16 protein-coding genes are annotated in these 22,427 nt (G+C 50.0%); 3 read left to right on the forward strand and 13 right to left on the reverse strand.

Annotated features, from left to right (window positions below; all coding sequences use genetic code 11):
- Positions 1 to 50 precede the first annotated feature (50 nt).
- Complete coding sequence (gene serA / locus HV346_RS18425; RefSeq protein WP_181620686.1) at positions 51 to 1,283, reverse strand: phosphoglycerate dehydrogenase; 1,233 nt, start codon at positions 1,281 to 1,283, stop codon at positions 51 to 53.
- Positions 1,284 to 1,547: 264 nt separating this feature from the next.
- Positions 1,548 to 2,207 carry a ribose-5-phosphate isomerase RpiA gene (gene rpiA, locus HV346_RS18430; protein WP_181620687.1) on the reverse strand — a complete coding sequence of 220 codons (660 nt, stop codon included), beginning with the start codon at positions 2,205 to 2,207 and terminating at the stop codon, positions 1,548 to 1,550.
- Positions 2,208 to 2,396: 189 nt separating this feature from the next.
- Between rpiA and argP the strand changes: the two genes are divergently transcribed.
- On the forward strand, positions 2,397 to 3,290 hold the full coding sequence (gene argP / locus HV346_RS18435; protein ID WP_181620688.1) for a DNA-binding transcriptional regulator ArgP: 894 nt from the start codon (positions 2,397 to 2,399) through the stop codon (positions 3,288 to 3,290).
- A gap of 49 nt (positions 3,291 to 3,339) precedes the next feature.
- Here argP and HV346_RS18440 read toward each other — a convergent pair whose 3' ends face one another.
- From HV346_RS18440 to tkt, 8 genes are all read right to left on the reverse strand, one after another.
- A complete protein-coding gene (locus tag HV346_RS18440; protein WP_181620689.1) occupies positions 3,340 to 4,080 on the reverse strand; it encodes an oxidative stress defense protein in 741 nt (246 codons plus the stop codon).
- A gap of 91 nt (positions 4,081 to 4,171) precedes the next feature.
- The gene (gene argO, locus HV346_RS18445) at positions 4,172 to 4,807 is read right to left on the reverse strand and encodes an arginine exporter ArgO (RefSeq protein WP_181620690.1); all 636 of its coding nucleotides are present in this window, start codon (positions 4,805 to 4,807) and stop codon (positions 4,172 to 4,174) included.
- Positions 4,808 to 4,950: 143 nt separating this feature from the next.
- Positions 4,951 to 5,805: a small-conductance mechanosensitive channel MscS gene (locus HV346_RS18450; protein WP_181620691.1), complete on the reverse strand. Its 855-nt coding sequence runs from the start codon at positions 5,803 to 5,805 to the stop codon at positions 4,951 to 4,953.
- Between the two features lie 188 nt (positions 5,806 to 5,993).
- A complete protein-coding gene (gene fbaA, locus HV346_RS18455; RefSeq protein ID WP_181620692.1) occupies positions 5,994 to 7,073 on the reverse strand; it encodes a class II fructose-bisphosphate aldolase in 1,080 nt (359 codons plus the stop codon).
- 92 nt (positions 7,074 to 7,165) lie between these two features.
- A complete protein-coding gene (gene pgk / locus HV346_RS18460; protein ID WP_100779013.1) occupies positions 7,166 to 8,329 on the reverse strand; it encodes a phosphoglycerate kinase in 1,164 nt (387 codons plus the stop codon).
- A gap of 49 nt (positions 8,330 to 8,378) precedes the next feature.
- Complete coding sequence (gene epd / locus HV346_RS18465; RefSeq protein WP_181620693.1) at positions 8,379 to 9,398, reverse strand: erythrose-4-phosphate dehydrogenase; 1,020 nt, start codon at positions 9,396 to 9,398, stop codon at positions 8,379 to 8,381.
- 349 nt (positions 9,399 to 9,747) lie between these two features.
- Positions 9,748 to 13,941, reverse strand: a complete 4,194-nt coding sequence (locus HV346_RS18470) for an inverse autotransporter beta domain-containing protein (protein WP_181620694.1) — start codon at positions 13,939 to 13,941, stop codon at positions 9,748 to 9,750.
- A gap of 509 nt (positions 13,942 to 14,450) precedes the next feature.
- Complete coding sequence (gene tkt, locus HV346_RS18475; RefSeq protein WP_181620695.1) at positions 14,451 to 16,442, reverse strand: transketolase; 1,992 nt, start codon at positions 16,440 to 16,442, stop codon at positions 14,451 to 14,453.
- 271 nt (positions 16,443 to 16,713) lie between these two features.
- Between tkt and HV346_RS18480 the strand changes: the two genes are divergently transcribed.
- Positions 16,714 to 17,472: a M48 family metallopeptidase gene (locus HV346_RS18480; protein WP_181620696.1), complete on the forward strand. Its 759-nt coding sequence runs from the start codon at positions 16,714 to 16,716 to the stop codon at positions 17,470 to 17,472.
- A 348-nt stretch (positions 17,473 to 17,820) separates the two neighbouring features.
- On the forward strand, positions 17,821 to 19,089 hold the full coding sequence (locus tag HV346_RS18485; protein ID WP_181620697.1) for an OprD family outer membrane porin: 1,269 nt from the start codon (positions 17,821 to 17,823) through the stop codon (positions 19,087 to 19,089).
- Positions 19,090 to 19,144: 55 nt separating this feature from the next.
- Here HV346_RS18485 and speB read toward each other — a convergent pair whose 3' ends face one another.
- The 3 genes from speB to yqgB form a co-directional block, all read right to left on the reverse strand.
- A complete protein-coding gene (gene speB, locus HV346_RS18490; protein WP_058608614.1) occupies positions 19,145 to 20,065 on the reverse strand; it encodes an agmatinase in 921 nt (306 codons plus the stop codon).
- Between the two features lie 212 nt (positions 20,066 to 20,277).
- Positions 20,278 to 22,254 (reverse strand): biosynthetic arginine decarboxylase, encoded by a 1,977-nt coding sequence (gene speA, locus HV346_RS18495; RefSeq protein WP_181620698.1) that lies wholly within the window; start codon positions 22,252 to 22,254, stop codon positions 20,278 to 20,280.
- Between the two features lie 8 nt (positions 22,255 to 22,262).
- Positions 22,263 to 22,394, reverse strand: coding sequence for an acid stress response protein YqgB (gene yqgB / locus HV346_RS18500; protein WP_181620699.1), 132 nt, complete (start codon positions 22,392 to 22,394; stop codon positions 22,263 to 22,265).
- Positions 22,395 to 22,427: the final 33 nt, after the last annotated feature.

Genomic DNA, 22,427 nt, shown 5'->3' on the forward strand with positions numbered 1-22,427 from the left:
AATGTTTGCGCCCTCGCCTTGCGGATGAGGGCATCAGGCCCGCGATAAAATCAGTAAAGCAGGCGTGCGCGAATCGTCCCCGGAATCGCTTTCATGCTCAGCAGCGCTTTCTCGGCAACATCTTCGTCCGCTTCAATATCAATAACCACATAGCCCATCTGAGAGTTAGTTTGCAGATACTGCGCGGCGATGTTTACGCCCTGCTCAGCAAAGATCTGGTTAATCGCGGTCAGCACGCCTGGACGGTTTTCATGGATGTGCAACAGACGACGTCCACCATGGAGCGGCAGGGAGACTTCCGGGAAGTTCACTGCAGAAAGCGTAGAACCGTTGTCTGAGTATTTGCTCAGTTTACCCGCCACTTCCAGGCCGATGTTTTCCTGCGCTTCCTGAGTAGAGCCACCGATATGTGGCGTCAGGATCACGTTATCAAACTCGCACAGCGGAGAGGTAAACGGATCACTGTTGGCTGCGGGTTCAGTCGGGAAGACGTCGATAGCCGCCCCCGCCAGATGTTTACGCTTGAGCGCATCACACAGCGCAGGAATATCCACCACCGTGCCGCGTGCTGCGTTGATCAACAGTGAGCCCGGTTTCATCAGTGCCAGCTCTTCCGCGCCCATCATATTCTTCGTGGAAGCATTTTCCGGTACATGCAGGCTCACTACATCGCTCATATTCAACAGATCGGAAAGGTGCTGAACCTGAGTAGCGTTCCCCAGCGGCAGTTTGCTTTCAATATCGTAAAAGAAGACGTGCATACCCAGAGATTCAGCCAGAATACCGAGCTGAGTACCGATATGACCGTAACCGATAATCCCCAGTTTCTTGCCACGCGCTTCAAATGAGCCAGAAGCCAGCTTGTTCCACACACCACGGTGCGCCTTGGCATTCGCTTCAGGGATGCCACGCAACAGCAGAAGCAGTTCGCCGATCACTAACTCCGCCACGGAACGGGTATTGGAGAAAGGAGCGTTGAAAACAGGAACACCGCGTTTTGCCGCTGCATCCAGATCAACCTGGTTAGTACCGATACAGAAGCAACCAATTGCGACAAGTTTTTCAGCACAGGCAATAACGTCAGCAGTCAGGTGAGTACGGGATCGCAGACCAATGAAGTGGGCATCACGGATGGACTCTTTTAACTGCTCGGTGTCCAGTGCACCTTTGTGGAATTCAATGTTGGTATAACCCGCTGCACGAAGGCTATCGAGTGCTTTCTGATGCACGCCTTCGACGAGCAGAAACTTAATCTTGTCTTTTTCCAGTGATACCTTTGCCATTTACCCGACCCTGTTTTATCTGAACTGATGTTGTGCTGGATTTAAATCCGCTCTAGCCAACATATCAAAAAAAACTATTGCAGCAATATGAACGTTTGCGTCAGCACACTGAAGAAAAGTCATGCAAGGCAAAATGACAGAGTAAAATGCTGAAGAGGTTTACTAACGCGGCAGGATCATCAAGAGAGTGGCAAAAACGTGATACAAGTCACCAAATTTAGCTTTTCAAAATTTTTTATCGGGGGGAGGCTTCCCCCCATCAGATCATTTTACGATGGTTTTCACACCGTCAGCCGTACCGATCAGCGCAACATCCGCGCCACGATTGGCGAATAACCCTACAGTGACTACGCCTGGGATCGCATTAATGGCATTTTCCATTGCGACAGCATCCAGAATTTCCAGGCCGTGCACATCGAGGATCACATTACCGTTGTCCGTCACAACACCCTGACGGTATTCCGGGCGACCTCCCAGTTTCACAAGCTGACGAGCGACTGCACTTCGCGCCATCGGGATCACTTCGACCGGTAGCGGGAAGTTACCCAGGATATCCACCTGCTTGGACGCATCAGCAATACAGATAAATTTATCCGCAACAGAGGCAATGATCTTCTCACGCGTAAGCGCTGCACCACCGCCTTTGATCATCTGCATATGGCCGTTGATTTCGTCCGCGCCATCGACGTAAATCCCCAGACGATCCACCTCGTTAAGATCAAAAACAGTAATACCAAGGCTTTTCAGCTTTTCCGTGGATGCATCAGAGCTGGATACCGCCCCTTCAATCTGCCCTTTCATTGTGCCCAGCGCATCGATAAAGTGCGCCGCTGTCGACCCCGTGCCGACACCAACGATGGTTCCTGGCTGCACGTACTGGAGCGCGGCCCATCCTACTGCTTTTTTCAGTTCATCCTGCGTCATGATCGTTTTGCCTGTGGTATGAAAACGTAGGGCGCATTATAGAGCATGGAAGCGGGAAATGTCCCTGTGACCATTGTCACATTACCGCGCAAAGCTCTGACAGATCCGATGTGGGTGCATTTCGTCTGTATCAAACGTAAATTTGTGTCATAGTGCAGAATAAGCACTTTTCAGGAGTCAGCCAGAGCAATGAAACGTCCGGACTACAGAACACTACAGGCACTTGATGCGGTTATTCGTGAACGAGGTTTTGAGCGCGCAGCGCAAAAGCTGTGCATCACTCAATCAGCCGTATCACAGCGTATCAAACAGCTTGAAAATATGTTCGGACAGCCTCTGCTCGTTCGTACTGTTCCACCTCGCCCGACAGAGCAGGGGCAAAAACTCCTCGCCCTTCTGCGCCAGGTAGAACTGCTGGAAGATGAATGGCTCGGTGACGAACAGACAGGTTCCACGCCGCTTCTTCTTTCGCTGGCGGTGAATGCCGACAGTCTGGCAACCTGGTTACTTCCCGCCCTGGCCCCCGTCCTGGCCGACTCCCCCATTCGCCTGAACTTGCAGGTGGAAGATGAAACCCGTACCCAGGAACGCCTGCGTCGCGGTGAGGTTGTGGGAGCCGTCAGTATTCAACCTCAGGCACTGCCAAGCTGTCTGGTGGATCAACTGGGGGCACTGGATTACCTGTTTGTCGGTTCCAAAGCCTTTGCTGACCGTTACTTTCCGAATGGTGTGACCCGTGCAGCCCTCCTTAAAGCGCCGGCCGTGGCATTTGATCATCTGGACGACATGCATCAGGCATTTTTGCAGCAAAACTTTGATCTGCCGCCAGGCAGTGTCCCGTGTCATATCGTGAATTCATCCGAAGCCTTCGTTCAACTGGCACGTCAGGGAACCACCTGCTGTATGATCCCGCACCTGCAAATTGAGAAAGAGTTAAAAAGCGGTGAGCTGATTGATTTGACGCCTGGGCTTTATCAGCGTCGGATGCTGTACTGGCATCGCTTTGCGCCGGAAAGCCGAATGATGCGCAACGTCACCGACGCACTACTGGCTTTTGGGCATAAGGTATTGAGACAGGATTGATGTACCGAATCCCCTCTCCCGGCGGGAGAGGGTCAAGGCGGTGGGCAAATTACTGTGCCTTTGCCGCTTCAGTCTGCGGGTTCTGAGCGGGTTCCAGTTGGAAGACAACATCAACTTGATCGCCAAACTGAATGGTTGGCTGCTCATACGTTTCCTGAGCAGAAACCGGCGCGGCATCTGCCTTCATCATACGAACCATTGGGCTTGGCTGGTAGTTAGAGACGTGGTAACGCACGCTGTACACGGGACCAAGCTTGCTGTTAAAACCTGCAGCCAGTTGCTGAGCCTGATGAACAGCATCATCGATAGCTGCTTTACGTGCTTCGTCTTTGTATTTTTCCGGTTGCGCAACACCCAGTGAGACGGAACGAATTTCGTTCAGACCCGCCTTCAGCGCTCCATCCAGGAGTGCATTCAACTTATCAAGTTGACGCAATGTGACCTCTACCGTTCGCACCGCACGATAACCTTTGAGAATGCTTTTCCCATTCTGGTAGTCATAGTCCGGCTGTGTACGCAGATTTGCGGAATTGATGTCTTTCTTCGCTACACCATTCTGCTCCAGGAAAGAGAGATATTGCGCAACGCGATCATCTGCCTGCTTTTTCGCAGAGGCTGCATCTTTCGCCGCAATATTAACTTCAATGGCCAGTGTCGCGACATCCGGCACAGCATCTACACTCGCCGTCCCTGACGTGACAATGTGGGGACCATCAGGCAATTCATTTGCCTGTACTGACACCGCGCCTAAACTTACTAATGCCGCCAGAGCCATCATCTTTAACTTCACTGTCATTCCTCCATGTTGCGAAGAGTGCCCAAAAACAGGGCGCATGCCAGCAAGCTTAGCGGGTATGGTTCAGTTGTCCATAAGACAACGCTTAGTTGAACAACCCTTGCACATGATGAATCCCCTCTTTCGCCAACTGAAAAGCGATAAACCACATCACCGCGCCGACTAACGTATTAATGATGCGCTGCGCTTTTGCCGTGCGTAAACGTGGAGCAAGCCAGGCTGCCATTAATGCCAGACCAAAGAACCATAAGAAGGATGCACTCACCGTTCCCAGAGCAAACCAGCGTTTTGGCTCAACATCAAGTTGGCCGCCGAGGCTGCCCAGCACCACAAACGTGTCCAGATAAACATGTGGGTTGAGCCACGTTACCGCCAGCATAGTGACGATGATTTTCCAGCGGCCCTGTTTCATCACCTCAGCGTGGGTCAGTTCAAGGTTGCTGCTCATCGCCGTTTTCAACGCACCAAAACCGTACCACAACAGAAACGCCACGCCACCCCAGGTGACGAATGCTAACAGCCAGGGAGACTGCATTAGCAATGCGCTACCACCAAAGATCCCGGCGCAAATCAACAGCAAATCACTCACCGCGCACAGCAAGGCAATCATCAAATGGTACTGACGACGGATCCCCTGGTTCATCACAAACGCATTCTGTGGTCCCAGAGGAAGGATCATCGCCGCACCAAGCGCAAGACCTTGAAAATAATAAGATAACATTCGATACATCTCATGCAGTTTGTCCTGGGTGCTGACTATACTGCGAGAGTGTCATTAGAGGAAATTGATAATATTAATCACAGATTAGTATCACTAATAAAAAGCCCGGTAGCGTTATGCTGACCGGGCCTGAGGAAAAAGGATTACTCGCCTTCTTTCACACGTTTTACATTCACATCCATCTGCGGATACGGGAAGCTGATACCGTTGGCATCAAAATCACGTTTAATGCGCTCCAGCACATCCCAGTAGACGTTCTGCAGATCGCTGCTTTTGCTCCAGATGCGCACGACAAAATTAATGGAAGATGCACCCAGCTCATTCAAACGAACGGTCTGCTCTTTATCTTTCAGAATACGATCGTCAGAAGCGATTATATTTGAAATCAGCGATTTAACCTTATCGATATCCGAATCATACGCCACACTGATAATCAGCTCATTGCGGCGAACCGGCTCACGGGAGAAGTTAATAATATTCCCCGCGATAATTTTCCCATTCGGCACAACAACAATACGCCCATCGGTAGTACGCATCGTGGTAGAGAAAATCTGCACCTGTAATACCGTTCCGGCAACACCGCCCAGATCAACATATTCCCCTGATCGGAATGGACGAAAAGTCACCAGCAATACGCCTGCGGCGAGGTTCGACAATGACCCCTGCAATGCCAGACCAATAGCCAAACCCGCAGCACCAAGTACAGCGATAACCGATGCAGTCTGTACACCTACGCGCCCAAGTGCGGCGATCAAGGTAAATGCAATAATCCCGTAGCGCACCAGTGCGGAGAGAAAATCAGCGACTGTGGCATCAATCTGACGAGCCCGCATCACACGATTCACGGTATTCGATACGATGCGTGCCACGAGCATCCCGACGATAATAATGGCGATTGCCGCGACGATGTTCACGGCATAGCTCAACAGTAATTCCTGATTGCGCACCAGCCAGGAGCCCGCGTTATTGATGCTGTCTACGACGTCGAGTTGTTCCATTCATTCTTCCTTATGCTAAACCAAATCACAAAAATCCATCCCCCATGGAGACAGGCAGGTGAGTAAAGGGTAAACAAAAAGAGAGGGATTTGCCAAACAGATCACAAAAACAGCGAGGACAGGCTGTTGAAAATGCATAAAAAAAGGCCCGCAATTGCGGACCTCTCCGAGGCATTTAGCGACTCAAATTACAGAACGTCAACCGCGTTCAGTTCTTTGAATGCCTGCTCCAGACGCGTGATCATAGAGGTCTGTGCAGCACGCAGCCATACGCGTGGATCGTAGTATTTTTTGTTCGGCTGATCTTCGCCTTTAGGGTTACCCAACTGACCCTGCAGGTAAGCTTCGTTAGCTTTGTAGTAGCCCAGGATGCCGTCCCATGTTGCCCACTGGGTATCGGTATCGATGTTCATTTTCACCACACCGTAGCTTACGGAATCTTTGATTTCCTGAGCAGAAGAACCGGAACCGCCGTGGAATACAAAGTTCAGGCTGTTGTGCGGCAGGTTATGTTTCTTAGAAACATAGTCCTGAGAATCGCGCAGGATAGTTGGAGTCAGAACAACGTTACCTGGTTTGTACACGCCGTGCACGTTACCGAAAGATGCCGCGATGGTGAAACGTGGGCTGATTTTGCTCAGCTCGGTGTACGCGTAATCAACATCTTCTGGCTGGGTGTACAGAGCAGAAGCGTCCATGTGGCTGTTGTCTACGCCGTCTTCTTCACCACCAGTGCAACCCAGTTCGATTTCCAGGGTCATGTCCATTTTGGACATACGTGCCAGGTATTTGGAGCAGATTTCGATGTTTTCGTGCAGGGACTCTTCAGACAGGTCGATCATATGAGAAGAGAACAGCGGTTTACCGGTCGCAGCGAAGTGTTTTTCACCCGCGTCCAGCAGGCCATCGATCCACGGCAGCAGTTTCTTCGCGCAGTGGTCAGTGTGCAGAATAACAGGAACACCGTAGTGCTCAGCCATCTGGTGAACGTGATGTGCACCAGAGATTGCACCCAGGATTGCAGCACCCTGAGGAACGTCAGTTTTCACGCCTTTACCTGCGATGAACGCAGCGCCACCGTTGGAGAACTGAACGATAACCGGTGCTTTAACTTTTGCAGCGGTTTCCAGTACGGCGTTGATGGAGTCGGTCCCCACGCAGTTAACTGCTGGCAGAGCAAAGTTGTTTTCTTTAGCTACCTGGAACACTTTCTGAACGTCATCACCAGTGATCACGCCAGGTTTTACGAAATCAAAAATTTTAGACATGTTACGTAGTCCTGTATCTTCGGCCGTTAGAAAAGGTGCGGGCTCTAAAAAGCACGCTGAAAATTGGGCAGGTTTCCCTGCCCTTGAATGGCTTACTTCTTAGCGCGCTCTTCGAGCATTGCTACTGCTGGCAGGACTTTACCTTCCACGAATTCGAGGAATGCACCGCCACCAGTGGAGATGTAGGAGATTTTGTCGGAAATACCGAACAGGTCGATAGCTGCCAGGGTATCACCGCCGCCAGCGATAGAGAACGCTTCGCTATCTGCGATGGCGTTAGCAACGATTTCAGTCCCTTTACGGAAGTTCGGGAACTCGAACACACCAACCGGGCCATTCCACAGAATGGTTTTGGCGTTTTTCAGGATATCAGCCAGTTTCTGTGCAGAAACGTCACCCAGATCCAGAATCTGCTCTTCATCTTTGATGTCGTTTACAGATTTCAGAGTAGCGGTCGCCGTTTCGGAGAACTCAGTCGCTACGCGAACATCCGTTGGGACTGGGATATCACAGGTCGTCAGCAGGCGTTTCGCTTCATCAACCAGGTCTGCTTCGTACAGGGATTTACCGACGTTGTGGCCTTGAGCAGCAACGAAGGTGTTTGCGATACCGCCACCCACGATCAGCTGATCAGCGATTTTGGACAGAGAATCCAGAACGGTCAGTTTGGTAGACACTTTAGAACCACCAACGATAGCGACCATTGGACGAGCAGGTTCTTTCAGGGCTTTGCCCAGTGCTTCCAGTTCGTCAGCCAGCAGTGGACCTGCGCAAGCGACGTCAGCAAATTTGCCGATACCATGAGTGGAAGCCTGTGCACGGTGAGCCGTACCGAAAGCATCCATTACGAATACGTCGCACAGTGCAGCGTATTTTTTAGACAGCGCTTCGTCGTCTTTCTTTTCGCCTTTGTTGAAGCGAACGTTTTCCAGAACAACCAGTTCACCTGCAGCCACTTCAACACCATCCAGATAATCTTTCACCAGGCGAACCGGGCTGGACAGTTTGTCTTTCAGGTAATTAACAACCGGCAGCAGAGAGAACTCTTCGTTGTACTCGCCTTCAGTCGGACGACCCAGGTGGGAGGTTACCATCACTTTAGCGCCCTGCTTCAGTGCCAGTTCGATGGTTGGCAGAGAAGCACGGATACGCGCATCGCTGGTCACTTTGCCATCTTTAACCGGTACGTTCAGATCAGCACGGATGAAAACGCGTTTACCAGCCAGATCCAGATCGGTCATCTTAATTACAGACATGGTGAATCCTCTCGTTGATTCTTAAAGTTTTGCAGACGCACAATGCGTCTTACCTGAAACCTTGAGCGGCCATTGCTAACGTGGTGTCGAGCATTCGGTTAGCAAAGCCCCATTCGTTATCACACCAGACCAGCGTCTTGATAAGGTGTGCGCCACTGACGCGCGTTTGTGTACCATCAACGATGGCACTGTGCGGATCGTGGTTAAAATCTACTGAGACCAACGGTAATTCCGTATAGTCAACTATACCATGAAATGCACCCTGTGCCGCTTTTTGCAGCAACAGGTTGACTTCACAGGCTTTTACCGGTTTTTTCACCGTTACACTGAGATCAATTGCAGTGACGTTAATCGTCGGAACTCTTACCGCAATCGCTTCAAAACGGTCGTTAAACTGCGGGAAAATACGGGTGATCCCCGCAGCCAGCTTCGTATCCACAGGAATGATCGATTGGCTTGCGGCGCGAGTGCGTCGTAAATCGGGATGATAGGCGTCGATCACCTGCTGATCATGCATGGCGGAGTGGATCGTCGTAACGGTCCCAGACTCGATACCGTAAGCATCATCCAGTAATTTAATGACGGGTATTATGCAGTTTGTTGTGCAAGAGGCGTTAGAAACAATGCGATGCTCCGCACGTAATTGCTCCTGATTAACACCAAATACAACTGTAGCGTCGAGGTCGTTGCTGCCGGGATGTGAAAAGAGCACTTTCTTCGCACCAGCGGCGATATGCGCCTCGCCGTGCTCGCGATTACCGTATACACCGGTACAGTCCAGTACGACATCAATACCCAGTTCCCGCCAGGGAAGTGCATTGAGCGTACGTTCGTGCAGAATGCGAATGACGTCGTCGCCAACCATGAGCTGTTCACGCTCCTGGCGAACATCCCATGCAAAACGTCCATGGCTGGTGTCATATTTCAACAAATGCGCCATGCCTTCGGCATCCGCCAGTTCGTTGATGGCCACCACGGTGATTTCCGCCCGACGTCCGGATTCATATAAAGCACGAACCACGTTACGCCCGATGCGACCAAAACCATTAATCGCTACGCGTACGGTCATAGATCTCCTGCAAGGCTATCCCTGAGTTTGAGGTGGCTGAAAGAGTAATCCAGCTATGCTCAGAGGGGAATCCTCGCCTGTCACAAACTGCGACTGATTGGTCAATTGTCGAACACTTAATCAACTGAAACGCTTCAGCAAGAATAAGCGAAACAAGGAATAAAAGGAATGTCTGTCCAGGTGGATTCGCAATTTATCTGACTTGCGTCACATTTTACTGTTTGATGCCGACAAAAGCAGATGAAGGTACGGAGGAAAATTATGTTGAAGCATTACTCACTCATATGTGCTGGTTTCATACTTATATAGCTCTCCCGCAGCAGATGCTGGCGCTGCGGGAGAGATAAGGTTAGTTCACTTTCAGCGTCGTTGTAATGGTATAGTTCAGCGCCCAGGAGGTATGCCAGTCACGACCATTAAATGTAATGACACCACGATAATTCCCCTTAGGCAGCGAGGCGTTATTTCCATCTTCTGGTATGTAGGTAATCTTCGGTGCATTACCCGGTGTTGTGCACCCTGAAGCATTGTTAAATTCAAAGAAAGTACATCTGTTCGATACCTGTCCTCTGAACGTAACAGTCTGAATGTTGCCTTTTTCATCTGTCAGCTTAGCTGTCAATACTGAATACGCCCCATAATTATGTGTCCATATTAAGGATGCAGGACCCGTAGTGTCTCCGGTTACAACAAAACCAAGGTTGAGAAAGTTATAAATCGTTTCTCCTGTGTAAGCACTGGACTGAGCAGCGCTGGGAATATTCCACGTATCGTCAATCGTCCCCATAAATATGGCAGAGGAGTTTGAAATATTACTACCATTAATACTGGCCGTAACTGTTACCTTGCCAAAGTCAGAACCGGATACTTGTATCGCCGCTTCACCTTTATCATTCGTATTGCTGGTCGTAGCAGAAAGTTTATTTATAGTGGTCGTCCATGAGACCGTTTCCCCTTTCAATGGATTATCGTTAGCATCTGTAATAGTAGCCATATAGATAATAGGTGTGGTGTTAGCCGCTACGTGGTCAGTACTGGCGATCAGTTTGACGACTTTCGCCGTTTTGGCATTACCGATAAAAGTGACGACATTCGCGCTACGCTGGCCCGCTGGCGAGACCAGCGAGGCCATCAGTTTCACACTTCCAGCTTTAACTGACGTGCCGCTGACACTCGCTTTACCGCTATCTGATGTGATGCTATTTACAGAAGACAGTTGTATATTTTGATTATCCGTTGTCCAGTTTACCGTCACCCCTTTCAGCACATTACCGTTGGCATCTGTGATATCCGCGGTCCATATAACTGATGAAGCGCCATCTGCGATGGCCTGTGAATTACCCGCAGTAACAGTATTGATTTGCGCCGTTCCGGTATTCCCAATCACATGCAGTATTTGCGACTGACTGCTTACACCTGCCGTAGCATTTACAGTAATACTCCCTGTTTTCAGACTAGAAAATGCCGTCACCGCCCGCCCATTTTCATCCGTTACGGACGACACGTGGCTGAAACTACTACTGATTTCGCTGCTGCTCCAGTTTACCGTCACGCCCGAAACCGGGTTGTTGTTTGCGTCCATCACACTAGCCGTCAAGGCCACACTATCCTTATCGGCAACAATATCAGTCAACTTATCGGCAACCAATGTCCTCACCTGCGAAGAAGTGCGGTCAGCCGTAAAATTTAGCCCGGACAAACGCTGCGAAGCACCATTAATGCCAGCATCCACGCCATAGCTACCCGCCACTTTCGAGGACACCTGTACCTGAGCGACGCCACTTCTGTTGGTTTTACTCTTCTGTACCGACATTTCTGCGCCAGAAGGTGAGACGCTCCAGTTAACCTCAGCCCCTTCCAGCAAATTACCGTCGGCATCAGTGACAGTTGCGCTGACGATAATAACTTCTTTTCCATTGGCGACAACGCTCTGGCGATCTGTGACAATATTCGCCAGTTTAGCTGTCGTCGCATCGGCGACAAACATCACCCGCTCAGCCTGAAGCGCAGTGCTTTCTTGCGTGCGAGCAGAGATAACCATACTACCAGCGCTGGTTGACATCACCGCTACTTGCGAACGACCATTCTCATCGCTGGTAGTCTCTGTCTCGCTGAACCGGGTATTCTGGGTATCAGATGACCAGAATATCCTCATATTTTTCAGTGTTTCGCCCTTCGCATTTGTCACGATAGCAGTATATGTAATGCCGTCATTACCATTAGCAATAGCCTGCGTTTTACTCGCAGAAATGGCACTAATCTTCTGCGTACTACTGTCAGCAACAAAGGTAATAGACTCTGTTTTCTGCGGCGATTTTCCGTTCACATCCGCAGTTACTGTCACTGTTCCCGCTTTTGCCGACTTCAATGCAAACGTCGCTTTTCCCTGCCTGTCAGTTAATGACGATTGGCTTCCAATACGGGTGTTATCTGTTTTCTCTACAGTCCAGTTAACGGTTACACCTTCCAGAGGATGATTAAAATCATCTATCACCAAGGCCGTGAGCATGCTGGTGTCGTTATTATTCGCAATAATCTGCTGTTTTTCACTGTCAATAGAGACTACTTTGGCCGTCGCAGTGTCCGCCACAAAACTCAACACAGGTGAACTTAATGATGCCCCTTTCTCCAACTGTGCGGTTATGATTGTGTTCAATATGGCATTACTCGTGACCTGAATCTGCGCGTCTCCCTGTTCATTGGTCGAGACCCGGGATGAAGACAGCGTTACCTGCGTGGAATCCGCAACCCAGTTGACGGCAATACCCTTCAATGCCCGGCCGTATTGGTCAGTAACATGCGCCATCAACATTATCGGCGCAGCCCCACTCGCCTGGGCGCTCGTAGCTGAAATATCGAGCCCGGCAAGTTGTGGAAGTGTCTCAACTGCCTCTTCGATCAATTTTGTGCTAGCCAGTCTTTCCGTTCCGTCAATCAGTGGTTGAATAAGCAACGTTTCAGGTTGGTTGCCTGATGTAAGCGTCGCTACGTACTCTCCTGGCGCAGTTTCACTATAATCTGTCATAGTGGCTTTTTTCAGCAGACCCGCAATACCAGGATCAACCGTTGTTGAGGGGGATAGTGAGGTGGTCAAACGCGAAGCCAATCCTGCTGCACTAGCTCCTTGACTGGTTTTAAGGCTCACCGTAACCGTGGCAGTACTCACTCCATCGGCTGGAACCTTACCCGGAGTCACAGCAACAGAAGACTGGAGAACAGTAATATCAATGCCACTGATATTGATCTTCATCTCGCTGGCATTTGATTTATTGCCATTTTTATCCCATGCCGTCCCCATCAACGTGTAACTATTGATACCATTGCCCTGCCACGCGGGTAGGGTCAGGACAAACTGATCCGGAGCACTACCCTGGACAATTTTTCCGCCATTATTCAGAAAGGATGCCGCCTGCCATTCAATATGGTCAAGGCCATATTTAGTTTTAACCTTCGCGCTGATATTCTGTCTGGATTGTTCTTTCCCTTCCAAAGAAGAAGGGAGCGTCAGCGAGATCAGATCCTGTTTGCGATATTCCAGCACAATATTATTGTTTCTCGCGACCAGATCTTGTCGGCTCCCCATAAGCGAGCGACGTTGTGCCACCACAGAGCTATCTAACTGGTTGCTTAACGGCATTCCCATGAGCCAGTTGAACGTCAGATTAAGCTGGGTATCGTTCTCACCATTTTTACCCCATTTCTGATCCATACCAAACGTCAGCAAAGGAAACGGGGTATAGTTCAGTCCAAGCGTAATAGCATGTGGGTTTTTCTGCCGAAAATCGTCATCATCACCAAACAATCCCACGCTGTTACCATAATATTGCTCATAAATAACATTTGCGCCAAGCTGTGGCCAAGCGGGTAAATACCCTTCAGCCCGAATATCGAAACCATTAGCAACACGTTCATTATAATCGGTATAACGGGATGAGGACATCCAGTCACTCAGACGAATATAACCATTAGCAGAAAGCTTAATATAATCCCAACCTAACTCTACCCCATAGCCCAAACGATCATGTTGAACACTTGAGATCTGGCGGTCATAAAAAACATTAGTTCCCAGCATCCATTTGTCAGAGAAATAACGATAACCTATACCAGCATTAATAATATTACGTTCATCATGGCGACGACCACCCAGTTGGGTAAATAGCAGATTTTCCTTATAATCATAAATCGGCAACAATACATCCAGTGCAGAGTCATTTAATGTGAAATGCTCATCTGTGCTGATGTTCACTCGCGCCGTACCAAACTGATTTAACCACTGCTGTAGCTCTTCAGAAGCCATACCTGTCGTGGTAGACACTACTGCCTGACTTAGCTCCCCTGCATTGTCGTTACTTAATAGCGTGCCAGCCTGTATTGTGGCCTTTGCAACACTGTTTTCAGTCTGTTTCTGTGAGGATTCATCAGCACGAACTAACTCCTGTGCACTGACATTCCCGGTTGGTGCTAAATATAATAAAAAGGAAGATGGACATAATTGCAGGACTATCTGAATTGCAGCAAGCAACTTTCCGCCATAAAGTTTCATCTCTACGCTCCATGAAAGAGAATTTCACATTAATCGGCGAAGACTATATTTGTTAGTTCGATTATACAACCCCTAAAGATTTTATTTCTTTCCGAACCCGCATACTCAACACATAATTAATCACCCCATGAATAATCAATCAAACAAATATAACCCCCTTAAATGCATAATCCATTAATATACTCATGTGGCATGATTTAATTCAAAAAACACATCAATAAGACACGGCCTTCTAATTTATTCTTAAATAATCCAATAAAATAATAATGGAGATTTAAAAAAGACACTGAAACGTCTGATGCTTGTCAGTTAAAAATTTGAAAACGAAAGAGAAGAAAGAGAAGAAAACTATTACTTATTGAATTTATGAATAGTATTGAGAACTTAGTTAAGTAGTAAAAAAATCCGTAATCCCTAAAAAGATTACGGATCCTTACACCGTTACTTGTCGGTCGCGACTCCTTAACTAATTGACATTACGCTAAGGAGTCCCTGTTTATGATGCCGAATTACAGCAGTTCTTTCGCTTTCGCGACAACGTTTTCAACAGTGAAACCGAACTCTTCAAACAGCAGTTCTGCTGGCGCTGATTCACCGAAAGTGGTCATCCCGACGATAGCGCCGTTCAGGCCTACATATTTGAACCAGTAGTCTGCAATACCTGCTTCGATTGCGACACGAGCAGAAACGGCTTTCGGCAGTACAGATTCACGGTACGCCGCATCCTGCTTGTCGAACGCATCAGTGGACGGCATGGAAACCACACGCGCTTTAACGCCTTCTGCAGACAGTTTGTCCCAGGCTGCAACAGCCAGTTCAACTTCAGAACCGGTAGCGATGAAGATCAGTTCTGGCTGACCAGCACAATCTTTCAGCACGTAGCCACCGCGAGCAATGTTAGCCAACTGCTCTGGAGTACGTTCCTGCTGAGCCAGGTTCTGGCGAGAGAGGATCAGCGCGGTTGGACCGTCATGACGCTCTACACCGTATTTCCACGCAACTGCAGATTCAACCTGGTCACATGGACGCCATGTGCTCATGTTTGGAGTAACGCGCAGGGAAGCAACCTGCTCTACCGGCTGGTGAGTTGGACCATCTTCACCCAGACCAATAGAGTCATGAGTGTAGACCATCACCTGACGCTGTTTCATCAGCGCAGCCATACGCACGGCATTACGCGCATATTCAACGAACATCAGGAAAGTAGAGGTGTACGGCAGGAAACCGCCGTGCAGGGAGATACCGTTCGCAATCGCAGTCATACCGAATTCACGTACACCGTAATGGATGTAGTTACCGGCAGTATCTTCGTTAATTGCTTTAGAACCAGACCAGATAGTCAGGTTAGATGGAGCGAGGTCGGCAGAACCGCCCAGGAATTCAGGAAGCAAAGGACCAAAGGCTTCGATAGCATTCTGAGACGCTTTACGGCTGGCAATTTTAGATGGATTCGCCTGCAATTTAGCGATGAACTCGTTCGCTTTCGCATCGAAATCAGCTGGCATGTCACCTTTCATACGACGGGTGAATTCAGCCGCTTCCTGCGGGAAGGCTTTTGCATAGGCCGCAAATTTCTCGTTCCATGCGGCTTCTTTCACCTGGCCGGCTTCTTTTGCATCCCATTGAGCATAGATGTCAGACGGGATTTCGAATGCCGGGTGTTTCCAGCCGAGAGCTTCACGGGTCAGCGCGATTTCAGCATCACCCAGTGGTGCACCGTGGGAATCGTGCGTACCTGCTTTGTTCGGTGAACCGAAACCGATGATGGTTTTGCACATCAGCAGGGACGGTTTGTCGGTCACTGCACGAGCTTCTTCAACCGCACGTTTAATCGAGTCAGCATCGTGGCCATCAACACCACGTACAACGTGCCAGCCGTAGGCTTCAAAACGTTTCGCGGTATCGTCAGTGAACCAGCCTTCAACATGACCATCGATGGAGATACCGTTGTCGTCATAGAACGCAACCAGTTTGCCCAGTTTCAAGGTTCCTGCCAGGGAGCACACTTCGTGAGAAATGCCTTCCATCATGCAGCCGTCACCCATGAACGCATAGGTGAAGTGGTCAACGATGTCGTGACCAGGACGGTTGAACTGCGCAGCCAGTGTTTTCTCCGCAATTGCCATACCGACAGCGTTCGCAATACCCTGACCCAGTGGCCCGGTGGTGGTTTCAACGCCAGCGGTGTAACCCACTTCAGGGTGACCTGGCGTTTTAGAGTGCAGCTGACGGAAGTTTTTCAGCTCTTCGATCGGCAGATCGTACCCGGTGAGGTGCAGCAGGCTGTAGATCAGCATGGAGCCATGGCCGTTAGACAGCACGAAACGGTCACGGTCAGCCCAGGATGGGTTCTGCGGGTTATGGTTCAGGAAATCACGCCACAGGACTTCGGCAATGTCAGCCATACCCATAGGGGCGCCCGGGTGGCCGGATTTGGCTTTCTGTACTGCGTCCATGCTCAGCGCACGAATAGCATTAGCAAGCTCTTTACGTGAGGACATTTTAACTCCAGATCGGACTGTTAAAGGCCATGCCCTTGACGACAGCGCGTTTTGGGCTATGCCGGAAAAAAGTGCCAACAATGTAACCCAAGCGAGAAAGCATGTACATGGAGCATTCTTTTGCAGCTTAAGAAATCTCTGGATCATGCTCGCATGTTGCGCAATCTACTCGCCCGCCACTCTCATTCTTCCTTATACTTAGCCCACTCCGGTTTCGCTACCGGTGCATTTTTCAGATTTAATTCAGATTAACAAGTACGGAAGCAACATCATGAAAATGCGTGCAATTGTGCTGGCCTTTGGTACAACGCTCCTGCTGAGCGGCTGTCAGAATATGGACTCTAACGGCTTGATGACCTCAGGCGCAGAAGCTTTTCAGGCGTATTCCCTGAGCGATGCCCAGGTGAAAACGTTAAGCGATCAGGCCTGTAAAGAGATGGACAATAAAGCTACCATCGCACCGGCCAACAGCACTTACACGCAGCGTCTGAATAAGATCGCCTCTGCGTTAGGTGACAATATCAATGGTCAGCCGGTGAACTACAAAGTTTATGTTGCGAAAGATGTAAACGCGTTCGCCATGGCTAACGGCTGTATCCGCGTGTATAGCGGGCTGATGGACATGATGGACGATAACGAAGTCGAAGCGGTGATCGGCCATGAAATGGGTCACGTCGCACTGGGTCATGTGAAGAAAGGCATGCAGGTGGCGCTAGGTACAAACGCCGTCCGCGCAGCAGCAGCCTCCGCGGGCGGAATTGTCGGCAGTTTATCGCAATCTCAGTTGGGTGATTTGGGTGAAAAGCTGGTCAACTCCCAGTTCTCACAGCGCCAGGAATCTGAAGCCGATGACTATTCTTATAACCTGTTGCGCAAGCGTGGCATCAACCCGTCAGGCTTAGCCACCAGCTTTGAGAAACTGGCAAAACTGGAAGAAGGACGTCAAAGCTCCATGTTTGACGATCATCCGGCCTCAGAAGCGCGAGCTCAACATATTCGTGACCGCATGGCGGCAGACGGAATTAAATAAATTAAGTAAGTAAGGAGGCAATATTGCCTCCTTTTCTATAAAGCATCTATTGTTAATTTAAACGCACAGAATGCCAATAACTAACCAACAGACCAGAAGTGTTTTATTCGAAATATAAACTTACCACAGCGTAATATCTCATTCTTTATATTGACCGCCGATGGTATCTCTGCACGGAGGTATATCGCCAAAATAAACCATAGTCTACCCTCTCACCGCTATCCCTTGCGGGCTGAGCGATGGCGTAAAACATGCATTCACATAATGATTGCAATCATTATCTATTCAGGTAACTATTCATTACGCAACAGAACAATTTGATATTATCCAGAAAGAGAAGTTCCCTCCGTGAAAAAAGAATTATCATTAATTGTATTAAGTTTATTCGCATCAATACCTGCTCTGGCAAACCAGCAATCGGATAGCAATGGATTTGTTGATGACAGCCATTTAAATCTATTTTTACGCAATGCCTATATTGGCCGTGATTATCATCAGGGTCAGCAGGATAAAGCCGAATGGGGCCAGGGCATTGTGGCAACATTCGAATCTGGTTATACCGAAGGGCTGATTGGTTTCGGCGTTGATGGTATTGCCCAGTATGGCGTGCGTCTGGACGGTGGCCGCGGCAAGAGCGGCGCTGGCGGTATCGACTTCTTCAAACAAGAAGATGATGGCCGGGCAAAATCAGACCTGGCAAAGTTTGGCGCGACGGCCAAAATGCGCATCTCCAACACCGTACTGAGCTACGGTAATCAGCGCCCGGAACTGCCCATTGTGAATTCAGACAGCTCTCGCCTGCTGTTTGAGAGCTATACCGGCGCAATGCTGACGTCAAAAGAGCTCGACGGGCTGGACATCAACGCCGGTTATTTCACCGATGAACAGCGCAAAAGTGACGATCGTCATGACAGTGGGCTGAAGAGCCTCTCCTTCGGCGGTGCAAGCTACCAGTTCAACGACCAGTTTAGCGGTGCGTTGTATGCTTCTCACGTTGAAGAAGTGCTGAACAAGCAGTACCTGGGCATGAACTTCAAACAACCCTTCAGCACCGGACAGCAACTGGTTCTCGACTTCAACGGCTATAACTCCCGTTTGGATCAAGGTTATGCGAATAGCCTCGACACCGGACGCAGCAACAGTATCTGGAGCCTTGCAGCCAGCTATATCTGGGATATTCATACCTTTAAGGTGGCGTATCAGCAGAGCAGCGGCAGTACCGGTTACCATTACGGCAGTTACCGCGACCAGGGTGGCGTCGGTGATGGTGGCAACACGATCTGGCTGGCGAACTCCTATTGGTCTGATTTTAATGGTGAAGACGAACGTTCCTGGCAAGCCTCTTATGGGCTGGATTTTGCCGGCCTCGGCTTACCTGGCCTGAGCTGGACGACCGCTTATGTTCGTGGCGATAACATCAAAACGTCTGAAACCAGCAACGGTAAAGAACATGAATGGTTTAACCAGGTTCAGTACCAGGTCCAGAATGGCCCGGCGAAAGATCTGAAACTGAAATTACGTTATTCCGTGCTGCGCGTTTCCAGCAATGCCAGCGATTACAACGTCGGCGGGAATGAAATCCGCGCTTACGTGGAATACCCATTTAACGTGTTCTAAGCACATAAAAAAGCCCTCTCCACTGGAGAGGGCTCGCTCTGTTCTGCCTTTAAGCTTATTCGCCCTTTTTCGCAGCCTGGATATAGAGCATTTCCAGCGCCAGGGTCGCTGCAGCCAGGGCGGTAATTTCAGACTGGTCGTAAGCCGGAGCGACTTCCACCACATCCATTCCCACGATGTTCAGATCTTTCAGACCACGAACCAACTTGATCGCGCGATCGGAAGTCAGTCCACCGATCACTGGCGTACCCGTACCCGGTGCAAACGCAGGATCAAGGCAGTCGATGTCGAAGGTCAGGTAAACAGGCATATCGCCAACAATCTGCTTCACCTGAGCAATAATATCGTCCACACCACGATCGTTCACCTGACATGCGTCCAGTACGGTGAAGCCGTTATCTTTGTCAAACTCGGTACGGATCCCAATTTGCACAGAGTGGTTAGGATCGATCAGCCCTTCTTTTGGCGCAGTAAAGAACATCGTACCGTGGTCGAATTCACAGCCATTCGCATAAGTGTCGGTATGTGCATCGAAGTGCACCAGTGCCATTTTACCGAAGTGCTTCGCGTGAGCGCGCAGCAGTGGCAGAGTGACAAAGTGGTCACCACCGAAAGAGAGCATACGCTTGCCGGCGGCCAGCAGTTTCTCAGCGTGCGCCTGCAGTTTTTCACTCATTTCACGCGCATCACCGAAGGCATAAACCAGGTCACCGCAGTCCACCACATTCAGGCGCTCGCGCATGTCGAAGTTCCACGGGAAGCGGTTGTGCTCCCAGGCCAGGTTTGTCGACACCTGACGAATGGCAGCCGGGCCGTGACGCCCACCCGCGCGGCCAGAGGTGGCCATATCAAATGGAACGCCGGTGATCACCCAGTCTGCGTCGCTGTCATACGGCTGGAAGTTCATTGGAAGGCGTAAAAAACCAAACGCGTTAGATACCAGAGAGTTATCGTACTGATGACCTAAAGTGCTCATGTCCTGACCTCGTTTAGAGTCGATGCATTAAAAAATGATGAAAAAAAATCCCCTCCGCGTCGTTAAACCCGACGAGGAAGGGATTGATTCGTTAATCGCTTATTGGGGCGAATTATCGCCGTTAATTCATACGGGTTCAAGAGAGTATAGGGCATTGTGCAGTCTTTGCCCCGCATCCGAATCCTCTCCCCTGAGGGGAGAGGGAAAAGGAATTACTCATCTTCCAGGTAGGTGTACCCGTACAGACCCGCTTCAAACTCTTCCAGGAACTGCTGCTGTAATGCATCGTCCAGACCGGTGTTTTTCACCTGATCGCGGAACTGCGTCAGCAGGGTTTTCGGATCCAACTGCACATATTCCAGCATGTCCGCCACGGTGTCCCCTTCGTCGGACAGCTCCACTTCCACGCTGCCGTCAGGGAAGACAAACACATCAACAGCTTCGGTATCACCGAACAGATTGTGCATGTTACCGAGGATTTCCTGATACGCACCAACCATAAAGAAGCCCAGCATTGGTGGGTTCTCCGGGTCGTACTCCGGCATTGGCATCGTCGTCGCAATCCCATCACCGTCAACGTAATGATCGATAGCGCCATCAGAATCGCAGGTGATATCCAGTAACACTGCACGACGCTCAGGCGCATGATTCAACCCTTCCAGCGGCAATACCGGGAACAGTTGATCAATCCCCCACGCATCCGGCATTGACTGGAACAACGAGAAGTTGACGTAGATTTTATCCGCCATACGTTCTTGCAATTCGTCGATAATCGGACGGTGAGCGCGATTGCTTGGGTCAAGCTGCTTCTGCACCTCGTGGCACATGTTCAGATACAGTTGCTCTGCCCACGCACGTTCCTGCAGGCTGAATGTGCCGGATGAATAGCCGACATGAATATCGTGCAGATCCATCTGGCTGTCATGCAGCCATTCACGCAGTGAACGACGGTTGCCCGGCTCGTGCATCTCCTGCCAGGTTTCCCACATATTTTGCAAGGACCGAGGCGCATCATCCTGCGGCGGCGTAGCTTCGGAAATTTCGCTACGCTCTACGCCGATAATGTTGGAAACCAGTACGGTATGATGCGCGGTCACCGCGCGGCCAGACTCGGTAATCACCGTTGGGTGTGGCAAGCCGTGCTCTTCACACGCATCGCCAATCGCCCAGATAATGTTGTTCGCATATTCGTTCAGGCCGTAGTTCACGGAGCAATCCGACTGCGAACGTGTGCCTTCATAGTCTACGCCCAGGCCACCGCCCACATCGAAGCACTGAATGTTTACACCCAGTTTGTGCAGTTCAACGTAGAAACGGGCTGATTCACGTACACCGGTCGCGATATCGCGGATATTCGCCATCTGAGAGCCCAGATGGAAGTGTAACAACTGAATGCTATCCAGACGGCCGCGCTCACGCAGGATTTCAACCAACTGCAGAACCTGTGCCGCCGCCAGACCAAATTTAGATTTTTCACCGCCAGAGGATTGCCACTTACCGGAACCCTGCGACGCCAGACGCGCTCGCACACCTAGGCGCGGGATCACATTCAGACGCTCAGCCTCTTCCAGTACGATGGCAATCTCAGTCATTTTTTCGATGACCAGATAGACCTTGTGGCCCATCTTCTCGCCAATCAGCGCCAGGCGAATGTACTCGCGGTCTTTATAGCCATTGCAGACAATCACCGAACGGGTCATTCCGGCATGAGCCAGAACCGCCATCAGCTCAGCTTTTGAACCGGCCTCCAGACCTAAAGGCTCACCTGAATGAATCAGCGACTCAATCACACGACGATGCTGGTTAACCTTAATCGGATAAACCAGGAAGTAATCGCCGTTGTAGCCGTAGGATTCACGTGCACGCTTAAACGCTGCATTAATGGAGCGCAAGCGGTGTTGCAGGATCTGCGGGAAGCAGAACAATGCGGGCAGGCGTTGGCCCTGTGCTTCACGCGCTTTCACCAGTTTGGCAAGATCGACGCGAGCTTCGGGTACGTCAGGATCAGGGCAAACGCTGATGTGGCCCAGTTCATTGACGTCGTAGTAGTTATTGCCCCACCAGGCAATATTATAAGTGCGTAGCATCTTGCTGGCTTCCTGGGAGCTCATCGCAACCTCCTGCATGGAACGTAGTACACCCTGTTCGCCCGCTGACGAAGGCGAAACCGAAGACATGTCGTCAGACATAGCGAACCTCAACTCTTTGTATTAAGTGTAAAACAGTTGACTACTATCGCAGCGTTACACCGCGATAACAACCCATAAACGGCCCCATTTTCCAGCAGAGAATGCTGGAATACAGACCGTGCGACCGGTTTCTTATTCATATCATTGTAAAACACGTATCCGAACTCTGTATG

This window comes from Enterobacter sp. RHBSTW-00994, assembly GCF_013782625.1.
Taxonomy (GTDB): Bacteria; Pseudomonadota; Gammaproteobacteria; order Enterobacterales; family Enterobacteriaceae; genus Enterobacter.

Coding starts and splice junctions, on each gene's coding strand:
- serA (WP_181620686.1), bottom strand. CDS start 1,283: ATGGCAAAGGTATCACTGGAAAAAGACAAGATTAAGTTTCTGCTCGTC.
- rpiA (WP_181620687.1), bottom strand. CDS start 2,207: ATGACGCAGGATGAACTGAAAAAAGCAGTAGGATGGGCCGCGCTCCAG.
- argP (WP_181620688.1), top strand. CDS start 2,397: ATGAAACGTCCGGACTACAGAACACTACAGGCACTTGATGCGGTTATT.
- argO (WP_181620690.1), bottom strand. CDS start 4,807: ATGTTATCTTATTATTTTCAAGGTCTTGCGCTTGGTGCGGCGATGATC.
- HV346_RS18450 (WP_181620691.1), bottom strand. CDS start 5,805: ATGGAACAACTCGACGTCGTAGACAGCATCAATAACGCGGGCTCCTGG.
- fbaA (WP_181620692.1), bottom strand. CDS start 7,073: ATGTCTAAAATTTTTGATTTCGTAAAACCTGGCGTGATCACTGGTGAT.
- pgk (WP_100779013.1), bottom strand. CDS start 8,329: ATGTCTGTAATTAAGATGACCGATCTGGATCTGGCTGGTAAACGCGTT.
- epd (WP_181620693.1), bottom strand. CDS start 9,398: ATGACCGTACGCGTAGCGATTAATGGTTTTGGTCGCATCGGGCGTAAC.
- HV346_RS18470 (WP_181620694.1), bottom strand. CDS start 13,941: ATGAAACTTTATGGCGGAAAGTTGCTTGCTGCAATTCAGATAGTCCTG.
- tkt (WP_181620695.1), bottom strand. CDS start 16,442: ATGTCCTCACGTAAAGAGCTTGCTAATGCTATTCGTGCGCTGAGCATG.
- HV346_RS18480 (WP_181620696.1), top strand. CDS start 16,714: ATGAAAATGCGTGCAATTGTGCTGGCCTTTGGTACAACGCTCCTGCTG.
- speB (WP_058608614.1), bottom strand. CDS start 20,065: ATGAGCACTTTAGGTCATCAGTACGATAACTCTCTGGTATCTAACGCG.
- speA (WP_181620698.1), bottom strand. CDS start 22,254: ATGTCTGACGACATGTCTTCGGTTTCGCCTTCGTCAGCGGGCGAACAG.
- yqgB (WP_181620699.1), bottom strand. CDS start 22,394: ATGAATAAGAAACCGGTCGCACGGTCTGTATTCCAGCATTCTCTGCTG.